The sequence below is a fragment of the Eggerthella guodeyinii genome (genome assembly GCF_009834925.2).
Lineage (GTDB): Bacteria > Actinomycetota > Coriobacteriia > Coriobacteriales > Eggerthellaceae > Eggerthella > Eggerthella guodeyinii.
Map to the genome: position 1 here is coordinate 459,558 of NZ_CP063310.1, position 15,134 is coordinate 474,691.

The 15,134-nt window shown below is 67.6% G+C and carries 12 protein-coding genes; 5 read left to right on the top strand and 7 right to left on the bottom strand.

Features of this window, described 5'->3' with window-relative positions:
- The first annotated feature begins 107 nt into the window (after nt 1–107).
- The gene (locus GS424_RS01895) at nt 108–1,895 is read left to right on the top strand and encodes an ABC transporter ATP-binding protein (RefSeq protein WP_160942003.1); all 1,788 of its coding nucleotides are present in this window, start codon (nt 108–110) and stop codon (nt 1,893–1,895) included.
- On the top strand, nt 1,888–3,705 hold the full coding sequence (locus GS424_RS01900; RefSeq protein WP_160942002.1) for an ABC transporter ATP-binding protein: 1,818 nt from the start codon (nt 1,888–1,890) through the stop codon (nt 3,703–3,705). The genes GS424_RS01895 and GS424_RS01900 overlap by 8 nt, the downstream gene beginning before the upstream one ends.
- A 26-nt stretch (nt 3,706–3,731) precedes the next feature.
- Here GS424_RS01900 and GS424_RS01905 read toward each other — a convergent pair whose 3' ends face one another.
- Nucleotides 3,732–4,703: a helix-turn-helix domain-containing protein gene (locus GS424_RS01905; protein WP_160942001.1), complete on the bottom strand. Its 972-nt coding sequence runs from the start codon at nt 4,701–4,703 to the stop codon at nt 3,732–3,734.
- Nucleotides 4,704–4,925: 222 nt separating this feature from the next.
- On the opposite strand from GS424_RS01905, the gene GS424_RS01910 reads away from it, so the two are divergent.
- From GS424_RS01910 to GS424_RS01920, 3 genes are read left to right on the top strand one after another with little or no spacing between them, the layout of a single operon-like run.
- Nucleotides 4,926–5,537 (top strand): MptD family putative ECF transporter S component, encoded by a 612-nt coding sequence (locus tag GS424_RS01910; protein ID WP_009305925.1) that lies wholly within the window; start codon nt 4,926–4,928, stop codon nt 5,535–5,537.
- On the top strand, nt 5,534–6,250 hold the full coding sequence (locus tag GS424_RS01915) for an energy-coupling factor transporter transmembrane component T (RefSeq protein WP_160942000.1): 717 nt from the start codon (nt 5,534–5,536) through the stop codon (nt 6,248–6,250). The genes GS424_RS01910 and GS424_RS01915 overlap by 4 nt, the downstream gene beginning before the upstream one ends.
- Nucleotides 6,251–6,260: 10 nt before the next feature.
- The gene (locus GS424_RS01920) at nt 6,261–7,754 is read left to right on the top strand and encodes an ABC transporter ATP-binding protein (RefSeq protein WP_160941999.1); all 1,494 of its coding nucleotides are present in this window, start codon (nt 6,261–6,263) and stop codon (nt 7,752–7,754) included.
- A gap of 59 nt (nt 7,755–7,813) precedes the next feature.
- Here the strand turns inward: GS424_RS01920 and GS424_RS01925 are convergent, their stop codons facing one another.
- The 6 genes from GS424_RS01925 to GS424_RS01950 all read right to left on the bottom strand — a co-directional run bounded on the left by GS424_RS01925 (nt 7,814) and on the right by GS424_RS01950 (nt 15,061).
- Entirely contained in the window at nt 7,814–9,547 is a 1,734-nt protein-coding gene (locus GS424_RS01925) for an ABC transporter ATP-binding protein (protein ID WP_160941998.1), read from the bottom strand.
- Nucleotides 9,544–11,352 (bottom strand): ABC transporter ATP-binding protein, encoded by a 1,809-nt coding sequence (locus GS424_RS01930; RefSeq protein ID WP_160941997.1) that lies wholly within the window; start codon nt 11,350–11,352, stop codon nt 9,544–9,546. The genes GS424_RS01925 and GS424_RS01930 overlap by 4 nt, the downstream gene beginning before the upstream one ends.
- Nucleotides 11,353–11,404: 52 nt before the next feature.
- Nucleotides 11,405–12,895, bottom strand: a complete 1,491-nt coding sequence (locus GS424_RS01935) for an ABC transporter ATP-binding protein (RefSeq protein WP_160941996.1) — start codon at nt 12,893–12,895, stop codon at nt 11,405–11,407.
- A 5-nt stretch (nt 12,896–12,900) separates the two neighbouring features.
- Nucleotides 12,901–13,662: an energy-coupling factor transporter transmembrane component T gene (locus GS424_RS01940; protein ID WP_160941995.1), complete on the bottom strand. Its 762-nt coding sequence runs from the start codon at nt 13,660–13,662 to the stop codon at nt 12,901–12,903.
- Nucleotides 13,659–14,309, bottom strand: a complete 651-nt coding sequence (locus tag GS424_RS01945) for an MptD family putative ECF transporter S component (RefSeq protein ID WP_009305933.1) — start codon at nt 14,307–14,309, stop codon at nt 13,659–13,661. Before GS424_RS01945 ends, GS424_RS01940 begins: the two co-directional genes overlap by 4 nt.
- Before the next feature lie 137 nt (nt 14,310–14,446).
- Complete coding sequence (locus tag GS424_RS01950; RefSeq protein ID WP_160941994.1) at nt 14,447–15,061, bottom strand: TetR/AcrR family transcriptional regulator; 615 nt, start codon at nt 15,059–15,061, stop codon at nt 14,447–14,449.
- Nucleotides 15,062–15,134: the final 73 nt, after the last annotated feature.

Genomic DNA, 15,134 nt, shown 5'->3' on the forward strand with positions numbered 1-15,134 from the left:
GAACTTCCCACCTGATTGGAACAGGGCTGGCTTGATGGAGCGGAACGTGCCTGCTGGGAGCCGTATAGTCGGGAGCGTTCGCAATCCCAACTGAGAAGGTGGTTTTGGTGGCTCCTGTGACAGAAACGCCCGCGAAGGCATCGTGGCTGGCCGTGCTGCTTTCGTACGCCGGCCGCTGCCGGGGGAAGATGGCGGTCTCGCTGCTGTGCTCGGTGGCCAGCGTGGCGGCCGGGCTCGTGCCGTTCTACGCGGTGTACCGCATCATCGACGAGATGATCGCCCCCGCGCCCGACGGCGGTGCCGTGCTGGCTTGGGTGGGCGCGGCCGCGGCGGGCTACGTGGCGTCGAAGGCGCTGTTCGGCGCATCGACGCTGCTCTCGCACGTGTCCGCGTACACCATCCTCGAATCGCTGCGCGACGACGTGGTGGAGAAGCTCATGAAGACCTCCCTCGGCACCGCGGCGTCGAAAAGCATCGGCCAGATCAAAAACGTGTTCGTCGATCGCATCGAGGGCGTGGAAGTGCCGCTGGCGCACATGATCCCCGAGCTTTCGGGCAACGTGCTGCTGGCGGCGGCCATCGCGGTGTGGATGGCGCTCATCGACTGGCGCATCGCGCTTGCGTGCCTGGTCACCGTGCCCATCGGGCTGGTCGTGTTCGCAAGCGGCCTGGGGGCGTACAACAGGATGTACGCCGCCTACATGGCCGAGGGCAACCACGTGAACAGCGTGATGGTGGAGTACGTGGAGGGCATCCAGGTGATCAAGGCGTTCAACCAGGGTTCGAACTCCTACCAGAAGTACGCCAACGCCGTCCGCTCGTTCAAGGACTTCACCCTGGGCTGGTTCAAGGCCACCTGGGTCAGCATGAACCTCGCGTTCTCCATCCTGCCGACCACGCTGCTGGGCGTGCTGCCCGTCGGGCTGGCGCTGTACCTGGCGGGAGACGTCACCCCGGCCGAGTTGGGGTTGGAGTTCGTGCTGGCGCTGGCGGTGGTGGCACCGCTCATGAAGCTGTCGTCGTTCCTCAACGAAGCGAAGGCGATGGAGTACGCCGTGGCCGACGCGAGCGAGTTTCTCGACCTGCCCGAGCTGCCGGAGCCTGCGCAGCGCGCGGCCGTGCGCGACGAGGGCGTGGAGTTGGCGAACGTGTCGTTCTCGTACGAGAGCGGGGAGGAGGTGCTCCACGACGTGAGCCTGCGCGTGCCGCGCGGGTCGTTCTGCGCGCTCGTGGGGCCGTCGGGCTCGGGCAAGTCCACTCTGGCGCGCCTGATCGCGCGGCATTGGGACGTGGGCGCGGGCGCGGTGCGCGTGGGCGGCGTGGACGTGCGCGACATGCCGCTGGATCAGTTGTCGCAGCTCGTGAGCTTCGTGGCGCAGGACAACTACCTGTTCGACTGCTCGCTTCGCGAGAACATCCGCATGGGCAAGCCCGACGCCACCGACGACGAGGTGCTGGCCGCCGCGCGCGCCGCTTGCTGCGACGACTTCATCGGCCGCCTGCCGCATGGCTACGACACGCCGGCCGGCGAGGCGGGGCACGCGCTGTCGGGCGGCGAGCGCCAGCGCATCTCCATCGCCCGCGCCATCCTCAAGGACGCGCCCATCGTGGTGCTCGACGAGGCCACGGCCTTCACCGACCCGGAGAACGAGGAGCGCATCCAGCAATCCATCGCCCGGCTGACGCGCGGCAAGACCCTGCTGGTCATCGCGCACCGCCTGTCCACCGTGGCGGCGGCCGACGACATCGCGGTGGTGGATCGCGGGCGCATCGTCGCGCACGGCACGCACGACCGGCTGCTTGCCGCCTGCCCGCTCTACGCGTCCATGTGGCAGGCTCACGTGTGCGCGAAGGCGTGGTCTGCCGTTTCCCGAAAGGAGGCCCTCGATGCTTAAAGCGCTCAAGCGCATCATCGCATGGACGGGACCGTACCGGCGCAACCTGTACCTGGGCTGCGTGTGCTCGTTCTTCATGACGTGGGCCACGGCGGCCCCCGTGATGCTGGCCGCGTGGATACTCGCGCAGGTGGTGGACGACGCGCGCGGCGTCTCGACGCTCGACCCGTCGGCGGTGTGGCTGTCGCTCGCGGCCATCGTCGCGTGCATCGCCGCCCGGTTCGCGTTCTCGTACGGCAAGAACCGTCTGCAGGAGAGCATCGGCTACGAGGTGGCGCCCGAGGTGCGCATCCGCATCGGCACCATCCTCAAGCGCGTGCCGCTGGGCTACTTCTCCCGCGTGAAGACGGGCGACATCCTCGCGACCACCACCACCGAGCTGGGCATGCTCGAGCTGAACGGCATGAAGATGATCGACGCCGTGGTGAACGGCTACGTGTCGGTGGCGGCCGTCATCGCGTTTCTGGCCGTGATGGACTGGCGCTGCGCGCTGGCGGCGCTGGCGGGCGTGGGGCTGTCGGCGCTCGCGCTGGCGGGCATCAACCGACGCAGCCGGAAGCTCACGCCGGCCACGCATGAGGCTTCCGAGCGCCTGTCCGGCGCCATCGTGGAGTTCGCGCGCGGGCTGGGCACGGCGAAGTCGTACGGCCGCGGCAGCTCCGCGCTGCAGCCGATGTACGCGGCGTGCGCCCAGGCGAAGAAGGCCCGCGTCGACGTGGAGTTCGGCTTCACGCCGTTCAACGTGGCGCACCTCGTGGCGCTCAAGCTGGCCAGCGTGGCCCTCGTGGGCTTCGCGGCCTGGGCGTGCCTCGGCGGGACGCTGCCGCTGTGGATGTTCTTGGCCATCGCCCTGCTCTCGTTCACCATCTTCGGCGGCGTGGAGGGCGTGGCCGACTCGGCGCACATGCTGGGCGACCTGAACGACGTGCTGGACCGCCTCGACAAGATCGAGCAGGCGCGCTTCATCGACGAGGATGGGCGCGCGCTCGACCTCGACCGCTTCGACATCGCGTTCGAGGACGTGGCGTTCTCCTACGACGAGGGTCCCGAGGCGCGCACGGTGCTGCACGACGTGAGCTTCGCCATACCCGAGGGCACCACGTGCGCCATCGTGGGCCCGTCCGGCTCGGGCAAGACCACCATCGCGAACCTCATGGCGCGCTTCTGGGACGTGAGCGCCGGAAGCGTGCGGGTGGGCGGCCACGACGTGCGCGAGTTCACCTGCGACAGCCTGCTGGCGAACTTCTCGATGGTGTTCCAGAACGTGTACCTGTTCAACGACACGGTGGAGGCGAACATCGCGTTCGGCTGCCCCGGCGCCTCGCACGACGAGGTGGTGGCCGCCGCGAAGCGCGCGTGCTGCCACGACTTCATCGAGGAGCTGCCGCAGGGCTACGACACCGTGGTGGGCGAGGGCGGCAGCAGCCTGTCGGGCGGCCAGAAGCAGCGCATCTCCATCGCGCGGGCGCTGCTGAAGGACGCGCCCATCGTCGTCCTCGACGAGGCCACCGCAAGCGTCGACCCGGAGAACGAGCAGCTCATCCAGCAGGCCATCGGCCAGCTGACGGCGGGCAAGACCGTCGTGGTCATCGCGCACCGCCTGGCCACCATCGAGAACGCCGACCAGATCCTCGTGATCGACGGCGGCACGGTGGCGCAGCGGGGCACGCACGACCAGCTCATGGCCGAGGGCGGCACGTACCGCCGCTTCGTGGAGATCCGCCGGCGCGCCGAGGGCTGGCGGATCGCGAGCGACGACGCGGTCGCTCCTGCGCCCGCGGAGGACGCGCCCATGCCTGCGGCGTCCTAGCGGCTCCGGCCCGGCCGCCGCGCCTCCTACCGCTCCAGCCCCCGGCGGTACTCGCTGGGCAGCAGGCCGGTCTCGCGGCGGAACAGCTCGCTGAAGCGGCTGGCGCACGTGTAGCCCACCGCGTGCGCCACCTGCTCGATCGACAGGTCGGGCATCCGCAGCAGCCCCTCGGACTGGCTGATGCGGCGGCTCTGCACGTAGCGCGTGAGCGTGGAGCCGGTCACCGCCTTGAAGCACTCCTTGAACTTCGTGGGGCTCATGCATGCGGCCCGCGCGAGGTCGTCCACCGTGAGCGCGCTCGCGCAGTGGTCGTCGATGTACAGCGCCACGGCCTGGATGCGCTCGCGGTCCTCGGGCGCGACGGCGTGTCCCGACGTGTCCCGGCGCGCTTTCGTGCGCTCGACGATGAGCCCCATGGCCTCGAACACCTTGCCCTCGTAATACAGCTGGCTGCGATGCTCGTCGCCCGGGCGGGGCCACAGCCCGGCCAGCAGCGCGCGCAGCTCGGGGGAGTCGCCGTCGTCGCTCAGCGAGGCGAACGCGTCGCGCACGCGCTCGAACTGCCCGTCGTACTCGCGCTCCAGGTACGCGCGCGACATCTCGGGCCGCACCTCGATGGACACGGCCTTCACGGGCACGCCGCCGTGCACGAGCCCGCGCCAGCCCCCGTCGCCGCTGTAGAATCCCCAGATGCTTTTCGCCCGCAGCCGCCGATACGGCGTGAACTCCTCTCCCGAAATGGACTCGTACCAGGCCACGCTCAGGTATTCGGGCAGCTCGAACTCCATGACGGTGTCGTGGAGCAGCGTGAAGTCGTGGATGGCGATCTGCCAGCGATCGGAGGGCGCGAGGATGTGGAAGCTGCCGGACGTTTCGCCTTCGCCCCGGTACGAGCGCCACAGGGGGCAGAAGCCCTCCGGCGGCTCGTATTCCTCGAAGCCGATCTGCTCGAGCGACGGGGCGTGGATGATGTCGTGCGAGGGCGGGCGGTGCTCCATGGGTTCTGCTCCTTCATGCGGTTGCTCGCGGCGGCGCGGCGGTCGGCCGCAGGGACGTGCGCCGCAGGGGCGTGCCGCGTGCGACGATCGGACGCGGCGGTGCGACGTTCGGACGCGCGGGCGCGCATGCGCGACGTCGTTTCCGCTCCTCCGCGTATGATACACCATTGTTAACCGAGGCTATCTTTTTCCGCATGAAAATGAATCAGAAGGAGGTCTGTCATGCGTTCAGCCATGCAATCCGACAAGAAGGGGCTCACCGCCCGCGACCTGGTGACGTGCGGCGTGTTCATCGCCCTGTACTTCGTGTTCATGATGGTGGGCAGCATGCTGTTCGCCCCGAACCCCGTGCTGACGTTCCTCATGCCGGCGGGTGCGGCCCTGCTCACCGGCCCCATCTACCTGCTGCTGGTGGCGAAGGTGCCCAAGCACGGCCCCATCATCATCCTGGGTGTGGTGGAGGGGCTCATCATGTTCGTGACGGGCATGTACTGGCTGTGGGCGGTGGCGCTCGTCGTGCTGGGCGTGGTGGCCGACCTCATCGCCGGCGCGGGCCGGTTCCGCAACAAGAACCTCAACCTCGTGAGCTTCCTCGTGTTCTCGCTCAACCCCATGGGGTCCTACCTCATGCTGTGGATCGACCCGTCGGGCTACACTTCCTACCTGGCCGGGAAGGGCACCGAGCAGGCGTACCTCGACACGATGGTGTCCACGGGCGCGGGCTGGGTGCTGCCGGGCATGATCGCGCTGACGCTGGTGTGCGCCCTGGTGAGCGCGCTGGTGGGTCGCCGTCTGCTGAAGAAGCAGTTCGAGAAGGCGGGCGTTACCGCATGATCGATCGCGCGTTCCGGCCCGATCCGCGGGCCAAGCTTGCGCTGCTTCTGCTGTGGGCCGTCGCGGTGTTCCTGTCGCCCGGGCTGTGGTTCGAGGCGCTCCTGATGCTGCTGAGTGTGGCGCTGGGCATCGCGCTGGGAAAGGGGCGGCTCGCGCTGGGCATGCTGGGGCTGTACGCGGTGATGATGGCGTGCATGCTGGCCACGGCGCAGCTGGACACCGGCGTGCTGAAAACGATGCTGTCGTCGTTCTTCATGCTGGTGCGCAAGGTGTTCCCGTGCGGGCTTCTGGCGGCCGTCATCGTGTCCACGACGCACGTGAACGAGTTCATGAGCGCGTTCTCGCGCATGCGCGTGCCACGCCAGGTGACCATCCCGCTGGCCGTGATGCTGCGCTACGTGCCGGCCATCCGCGAGGACTGGCGCTTCATCTCGGACGCCATGCGCATGCGCGGCGTGAACGCCAGCCTGGCCGGATTCCTGCGTCGACCGGGCATGACGGTGGAGTGCCTGTACGTGCCGCTCATGATGAGCGCGTCGAACGTGGCCGACGAGCTGTCGATGGCCTCGGTGGCGCGCGGCATCGAGAACCCGGCGCAGCGCACGTGCTACACGCATATCGAGTTCCGCGCGTCCGACGGGCTGCTGGTGATCGCCGGCGTGGCCGTGGTCGTGGCGGCGCTTGCGTGCAGCCTGTTGGGCGTGGGGAAGTGAGGTCGAGACGATGATCGAGTTTGACGATGTGAGCTTCGCGTACCGCGCGCCTGCGGAAGGCGCGGGCGCGCCCGAGGGGGTGCGCGGCATCGACCTGCGCGTGGAGGCGGGCCGGTGCGTGCTCGTGTGCGGCGCGTCCGGCTGCGGCAAGACCACGGTGACGAGACTGGCGAACGGGTTGGCGCCTTCGTTCTTCCCGGGGACGCTCGAGGGACGCGTGCTGGTGGACGGGCGCGACGTGGCCGACCTCGAAAGCTGGGAGGTGGCCGCATGCGTGGGCTCGGTGTTCCAGAACCCGCGCACGCAGTTCTTCAACGTGGATTCCACGGGCGAGGTGGCGTTTTCGCTGGAGAGCATGGCGTGGCCCGAGGAGCGCATACGCGAGCGCACGCACGATACCATCCGCCAGCTGGGGTTGGAGGAGCTGGCCGACCGCAGCATCTTCTCGCTGTCGGGCGGCGAGAAGCAGCGCATCGCGTACGCCAGCTCGTGGGCGCCCCATCCGGCGAACCTCGTGCTGGACGAGCCGACGTCGAACTTGGACGAAGCGGCCATCGCGGCGCTGCGGCGCTACCTGCTGGACGCGAAGGCGCAGGGCGCGGCCGTGCTCGTGGCCGAGCATCGCCTGTGGTGGCTGGCCGACGTGGCCGACGAGGTGGTGGTCATGGAGGAGGGGCGCATCGCGCGGCGCTTCGACGGCGCGACGTTTCGGGCGCTGCCGTCGTCGGAGGTGCGCGACCTGGGGCTGCGGGTGCGCGCTTTGGCCGACGAGCGGGCGCGCGAGCGGCGGGCGCCGGGCGATGCGCGCGAGCCGCGGGCGCCCCTCGTGCGCCTGCGCGGCGTGCACGCCTCGTACGGCAAGCGCGAGGTGCTGCACGGCATCGACCTCGACCTGCGCGAGGGTGAAGTGGCGGCGCTCGTGGGCGCCAACGGCGCGGGGAAGTCCACCCTGTGCCGCACCATCGTGGGGCTGCATCGGGAAAGCGCGGGCACGACGACGATCGACGGTGAACCCGCAGGGCCCAAGCAACGCCTGCGCGCCTGCTCGATGGTGTTCCAGGATGTGAACTACCAGCTGTTCGCCGACAGCGTGCGCGCCGAAGTGGGCTTCGGGCTGACGGGCGCTGAGGCGCCCGACGCCGCGCGCGTGGACGAGGTGCTCGACGGCCTGGGGCTGGCGGCGTACGCCGAGCGCCACCCCGCCACGCTGTCGGGCGGCCAGAAGCAGCGCCTCGCCGTGGCGGCCTGCATCGCCACCGGCAAGCGCCTCCTCGTGTTCGACGAGCCCACGAGCGGGCTCGACCTGGGCAGCATGCGCACGGTGGCGGCGCTCGTGCGCCGGTTGGCCGACGAGGGCCGCGCCGTGCTCGTGGTCACCCACGACCTGGAGTTCATCGGCCAAGCCTGCGACAAGGCCGTTCGCGTGGAAGCCGGCCGCATAGCCGCCGAAGCCGTCGTGGAGGGCGACCTGCAAGCGGTGAGGGCGCTGCTGGCGAAGGGGTGATGCGAGGGTTGCCGAGGGAGCGCGGCGCTTTGCCCCCCGCCCCCGCTTTCCTGTGCTTCTTATGCCGTCCAGCTGCGGGCTTTTTCCTGTTCGGCGATGGCGTGGGCGTACCAGCCGCCCTGTGCGAGCAGCTCGTCGTGGGTGCCCCGCTCGCGTACGCGACCGTCGTCCAGCACCAGTATCTGATCGGCGCGCTCCACGGTGTCCAGGCGGTGGGCGATGACGATGACGGTCTTGTCCGCCATGAGCACGTCGAGCGCCCGGTTGATCTCGTGCTCGTTGTCGGCGTCTAGGCTCGAGGTCGACTCGTCCAACAGCACGATGGGAGCGTTCTTGATGAGCGCTCGCGCGATGGAGATGCGCTGCTTCTCGCCGCCGGAAAGCGTGGAACCGCCTTCGCCCACCAGGGTGTCGTAGCCCTGCGGCAGCGCCTCGATGAAGTCGTGGCAGTGCGCGGCGCGGGCGGCCGCTTCCACTTCCTCCTGCGTCGCATCCGGCTTGCCCACGCGGATGTTGTTCGCCACGGTATCGGCGAGCAGGTACACGTCTTGGAACACGACGGCCACCTGCTCGGCCAGCGCGTCGGGCGCGATGTCGCGCACCTCGTGCCCGCCTACGCGCACGCTGCCGCTGCTCGCATCCCAGAACCGCGAGATCAAGCTGATGACGGTGGTCTTCCCGCTGCCCGAAGGCCCGACGAGCGCGGTGCGCGTCCCGGGCTGCGCCGTGAACGTCACCCCGTGCAGCACCTCCTTGCCGTCGGCGTATCCGAACCGCACATCGTCGAACCGCACGTCGAAGCTCGTGAAACGGGGGTTGCCGTCGCGGTACGCAAGGGGGCGTTCGGCCTGTATCCGCTCGATGCTCTCCGCCGCTTTGGCCAGGTAGTTCAGCTCGGGGTAGATCACGCCGAGCGTGGTCATCATGCTGGAGATGGATACGGCGATCATGACCGCCGCGATGAGGCGGGGCGCGTCGAGCTGGCCGTCCATGAACATGAGCGTGCCCGCCACGAGCCCGAGCGGAACGATGAGCGAGGTGGCCACGGAGAACAGCACCGAGAACGGCATGATGGACAGCTCCATGCGAATGGATTCGCGCTTCAAATCGGCGAAGCTGCGGTCGAGCCGCTCGAAGCGCCGGCCGGTGAGATTGTAGAGCCTGAACGTCTTGATGCCGTTGATGTACTCGATGATGCGGGATATGACCGCGTGGACGCTTTCGCGATAGCGGATGCCGCCCTTGCTGGCCGCGCGCCCGCCCAGGCGCGCAAGCGGCAGGGAGGCGACGACGATCGCGAGGATGATCAGCCCGTAGAGCCAGTTGATGGCGAAGGCGAACGCGCATGCGAGCACGCTGAAGCAGACGACCTTGAAGAAGCTCGCCAGCGAGGTGGTGATGGTCTGCTCGAAGTCGCTCACGTCGGTGGTGAGAACCGATGCGAGCTGGCCGATGCTGTTCTTGTCGAAGTACCCCAGGTTCAGCCTGCGCAGGTGGTTGCCGATGGAGAGTCTCAGGTCGGCGGTGATGTCCGCGCCCCGGAACTGCGTTTGGGCGTAGTTCGTCGCGTACAGCGCGGCACGCACGACGAACAGCACGACGAGCGCGCCGCTGTAGAACGCAAGCAGCTCGGCGTTGAACGCGCCGGCGACGAGGTTGATGATGGCTGCGATCATGACGGCGAACATGCCCATGTGCAAAAGCGAGTCCGCGCAGGAAAGCGCGATGGGCAGCACGAGGGTCTTGGCTTTGTCGCCCGCTACGGTTCGGACGGTTTTGATGAGCGTTATCATGCCAGCGACTCCTTCTTCTCCGTGCGGTGCGTGTAGGCGTCCCACATGCGGGCGTAGGCGCCGTCTTGCTTGATCAGGGAATCGTGCGTTCCTCGTTCTCGCAGGCGGCCGTGGTCGAACACGCATATCTGGTCCGCATGCACGATGGTGTGCAGGCGGTGGGCGATCATGATGCAGGTCTTGTTCGTCAGTAGGTGCGAGAGCGCAAGCTGGATCCGGTGCTCGTTCTCGATGTCGGTGAAGCTGGTGGCTTCGTCGAACACGATGATGGGCGCATCCTTCAAGATGGCGCGAGCGATGCACACGCGCTGCCGCTCGCCGCCGGATAGCTTGACGCCGTTCTCTCCCAGCAGCGTGTCGTAGCCGTTCGGCAGGCCCTCGATCGTGTCGTGGATCTGCGCGGCCCGCGCGGCGGCCTCCACCTGCTCGCGCGTGGCGTTCGGTCGGCCGAGCCTGATGTTCTCGTACAGGGTGTCGTCGAGCATGAAAGCCTCTTGGAACACGAAGGACACCAGATCCATGAGGTTGTCGGTGCGCAGTTCGGACAGGGCGTGGCCGTCGATGCGCACCGCGCCTTGGCGCGTTTCCCAAAACTTGGGGATGAGCTGGGCTGCGGTTGTCTTGCCGGCGCCCGAGGGGCCCACGAATGCGGTCAGGCTGCCGGCGGGCAGATCGAGGCTGACGTCGGTGAGCGCGTTGACCTCGGCGGCGCCGTAGCCGAACGTGACGCGATCGAACGCCACCGCGTGCGGTTTCGCCGGATCGAGCGCGAGCGTGCCTTCGGAAGCCTCGGGCAGGTCCATGATGTCCTGTATGCGCTCCATGCCGCTCATGATCTGGTTGAACGTCATGGCGAACGTGAGCAGGTTCAGGAGGCTGGACAGGAACACCATGCTCATGATCATGAAGAACAGGTAGTCGGCGGCCGAAAGGGAGCCCTGCAGGTACAGCACGCCGCCCAAAGGCAGCACGAACAGGATGCCGCTTTCCACGATGGCCACGAACACGCCGTAGGAGTAGCCCTGGCTCTTGGTGCACTGCTTCCAGAACTCGTTGTACTCGGTGACGGCGTCGGCGTACTCGCGGTAGCCTTTCGCGTCCAGACGGTAGGCCTTCATCACGGGCATGCCGTTGATGAACTGCATGATGGCCGCATTGAGCTTGGCGAGCAGCCGGTGGTACGTGGGCATCTGCTTGCCGGTGGCCGCCATGGCGAACAGCTGCACGGCAACGCCCAGCACCACGGGAACCAGCATGCCCAGAGCCATGGGCACGTTCAAGGTGAGCAGGTAGCAGAACATGATGGCGGGCGTGCAGGCGGCGGCGACGATGTCGGGGATCTGGTGGGCGAGGAACTTCTCGATGCGCTCGACGTCCTCGATGATCACCTTTTTGAGAGCGCCCGAGGTCGTTTGATCGAAGAACCCGAGGTTGACCTTCGCGATGTGCCGGCTGATCTGCGCACGCACCTGGTACAGGGTGTTGAAGGCCCCGATGTGCGAGCACGCGCCCGAGGCGATGGCGAACGCGAACTTGCCCACGATGGCCACGGCGGCGATGATGCCGTACTGGAGCGCCGCGCCCGCGTCGGCGTTCCCCTCGATGAGGAACAGCAGCACCTTATACACCATGATGAACGGCACGAAGGAGCACAGGGCGCTCATCACGCTGAACAGCGCAGACAGCGCCAGATGAAGGCGGTAGCGTCCTGCCAGGTGGAGCAGGTAGGCCATGCCGGAGCGCCGCTTGGCGGGTTGCTCGGCTTCGGGGCGTTTCTGGGTGCGGGCGTTCTCTTCCGGGTGCATGGTCGCACCCCCTTTCTCGATGGGGTAGGGGCGTTGGAATCGGATGGCGCGGTCACCGCATGGCGGCGAGCAGCTCTTCGGCGTCGCGGAGGGGAAAGTCCTGCGCGACCCGCCCGTCGCGCAGGTGCAGGACGCGGTCGCACGTGGCAACCGCGCACTCCACATCGTGTGTGATCATGAGGATGACGCGGCCCTCGCGCGCAAGCTTCTCGATCTGCCTGCCGACGGAGCGCATGCTCTTTCCGTCCAAGCCGCTCGTGGGCTCGTCGAGCACGATGACGGAGGCGTCGTGCATGAGCGCGACGCCCAGGGCGAGCCGCTGCTTCTGCCCTCCCGAAAGCGTTGCCGGGTGGCGGTCGGCAAGCGCGCCCAGGCCCAGCGCATCGAGCACCTCGTCGGCGCGGGCCGTCCGCTCGGGCGTTGCCTTCTGCCCGCACAGCAGCTCGTCGCGCACGCTTTCGCCGAACAGCTGGCTGTCCAGATCCTGCATGATGTACCATATGCGTCCGCGGCGCCGTCCGGACGCGAGCTTCTTCCCCTCCACGCGCACGGTGCCGCCGTCCTCTTTCACGAGGCCGGCGAGCAGCTTTCCCAGCGTGCTCTTCCCGGTGGCATTGGGGCCCACCACGGCGACGATCTCGCCGGGGCGGCAGGCGAAGCTCACGTCGTCGGCCACGATTCGCTCGCCGAAGGACTTGCGCAGCCCCTCGACTTCGAGCAGCGGCGGCACGTGCGGGGCCGCGCAGGTCCGTTTCCTGGCAGGTGCGGTCAGGCCCTCGAGGTTCGCGCTGCGCAGCCCGAGGGCCTCGATGCGCGCGGGGTCGAGGGCGACGAGTTCCGCAGGCGTGAACGAGTCGGCGATGCGGCCGTTGGCGAGGTAGACGATGCGGTCGGCGATGCCGCGCAGGTAGTACAGGCGATGCTCGGCCAGGAGCACGGTCTTTCCCTGCTGCTTGAGCGCGCGTATCAGGTTGCCGAGCTGCTCGGTGGCCTCGTGGTCGAGGTTGGCGGAGGGCTCGTCCATGACGTAGAGGGGCGGGTCGATGGCCTTCGCGGAGGCGATGGCCACGCGCTGGCGCATGCCGTACGACAGCAGGCGCACCTTCTCCTCGAGCAAGGGGGCGATGTCCAGCTCGCTTGCCGCCCCGTGCACGCGCTCGACGATCAGCTCGTGATCGAGCCCGTAGTTCTCGCACCCGAACGCGATCTCGCCCGCCACCTCGTTCGCGAAGAACTGGCTGCGGGGGTCTTGGAACACGTTGCCCGCCGTGAGCCCGCGTTCCCACGAAGGGATGTCGTCGACCTCGCGCCCGAACAGGCGCACCGTCCCGGTCAGCTCGCCCTCGTAGAAGGACGGCACCAGGCCGTTGACCACGCGGGTCAGCGTGCTCTTGCCTCCGCCCGAGGGCCCGGTGAGCACCACCACCTCGCCGGGTTGGACGGTCAGGTTCACGTCCTCGAGCTGGGGAGCGGAGCCTTCGTAGGCGAAGGTCAGGTGCGCGAGTTCGATGGCCGGCGCCTGCGGGTCGTGGTTCGGTATCATGTCGCTCACCCCACCACGATCAAGATCGAGGCGATCGCGAACCCCGCCATGAGCGCTCCGTCGCCGATCCGCATGCCGTGCGCATAGTAGCTCTGCTTCGCGCAGGGGCTCTCGATGCCGCGCACGATGCAGGATGAAGCCAGCTCGTCGGCGATGGTGAGCGAGCGGAACACCATGGGCACCACGCCGAACTCGAGCGTTGCGAGCGGATGCGCCAAGACGTGCGCCGGCGAGCGGAGGAAGCCGCGGGTGCGCATGGCGTCGCGCACGTCGGCCAGCTCGGACAGCATGGTAGGCATGAAGCGCAGGATGACGATGACGGCGAGCAGCACGGGGGAGGGGATGGGCAGCTGGCGCAAGCTTGCCATCAGCTTTCCCGAGGGAGCTTGCACGAGCAGGTACACCGGCATGAGGAGGGGTAGCATCTCCAGGACGAAGGTGAACGCCATGGGCGAGGGAAACCCGATGTCGAAACGCACGTTGAGGGCGAGCCATGCGTGCGTCACCGCGAACGCGAGCAGAAACCCGGCGCCGGCCCTTGCGAAGCCCATCGCGGCCATGAGCACGAAAAGGGCGCAGGTGAACGCGACGTGCAGCATCGTGCTGGTGGACAGGAAGGTCACGGCGCACGTGCACACGATGATCGCGAGCAACGAGAGGACGTTGACCTCGCGGATGCGGGCGTGCTGCCGGGTTGCCCCGTCCCGACGGGTCGGCGCGTTCAGAGTGGCCTCGGCTGGCGCGGCAGGGTGCACGGCGCCGCTCATTTCACGATACCCGCCTTCTTGAAGTGCTTCCTGAGCAGGCGGTTGCCGAACAGGCATCCAAGCACGGCCAGCACGGCGGTGATGGCGCAGGCGCCCAGCAGGTGCAGCGGGTTCGACAGCAGGTCGAGCTGCATGGTCAGAACCGGGGCGGTGAAGCCGTCGGTCGTCGCTTTCGCCACGTAGGCGTCCCACGCAGCCCAGACGGGCACGGCATTGCCGATGACCATGCCGACCGCCCAGATGGTCCAGCCGACGGTGTTGCGCACGGGGCTGCGGTACGCATCCTTGCCGATCATGGCCAGCTCGCAGATCGCCGCGACGCCGGCGAAGTAGGGAAGCAGGAACACGTAGCCTGAAAGCGCGAGCACCGTTCCGTACACGATGCCCCACACGAGGAAGACGCCATGCTTGTTCAGGCGATTCGCCACGACGAGGTAGAACGTCGCGCAGAGGAACATCTGGATGCCGGCGCACAGGTACAGATACACGAACGGGAACGGCATGGTCAGGGGTCCCGTGACCATGCATACGAGGAACGTCAGCACCATCATGGCCGCAACGGTCATGACGTCGCGGGTTGCGATGCTCTTCTTGGAGGCGCGCCCGCGTGCGCCTCGGGTGGTGTCGATGGTTTTCTCGGTGCTCATGCTGCTCTCCTTTCGGGTGGGCCCGTCGGGCCGGGCTGGTGGAAATCGGGCGCACGAAGGAAGGCCCGTCGTGCGCGGGTGTTCGAGCGGACTGCTTTTGTTAGTTTGAGCTAACTAGTGGTCATGGAAAGACGGCATCACCCGCCGAAGAGGTTCTCCCAGCCGGGGCGGAAGAAGTCGACGATGAGTTTGATGCGCGCAACGGCGTCCTCTTTCGAGGTGTCGTGGCGAACGATTTCGAAGAATGCGTAGTATTCCGCGCTCACGAGCGCATGGAGGTCGTCGTGGGACGCCCTCGCGCAGGCAAGGCCGCGCTCGCGCATGGCGTCCAGGTAGGCGAGCGATTGGCTGACTTCTTCCTCTACGAGATCGTCGAGGAAATGCTCGTAGCCGCTTCCCGCCGCGTGGTTTATCAGCAGGTCGAACGGCTCCTTGTGCTCGAAGATGTAGTCGACGATGCGGGTGATCACGTCTTCGGAGGTGCTCCACATGTCTTCGGGGCGCCCTTCGTCCAGCTGCTCGAACCCCTGGTCGTTGCCCGTGCGGAAGAGCCCGAGCAGGTGCGCGGATACGGGCTCGACCAGCGCGGCGAACAGCGCGCTTTTGTTCGGGAAGCGCACGTACAGCGCGCCGGTGGTCACGCCGGCGTTCTGCGCGATGCTGCGCAGGCTCGCCTTCTCGTATCCCTTGTCCAGAAACTCTCGCTGCGCGCTTTGCAGCACGAGGCCGCGCGTTTCCTCAACCTGCTTCACATCCCGATCCCTTCTCATCAATAACAATGTTATCGATAACGACGTTACGAATAATGTCATACACGGTTAACTC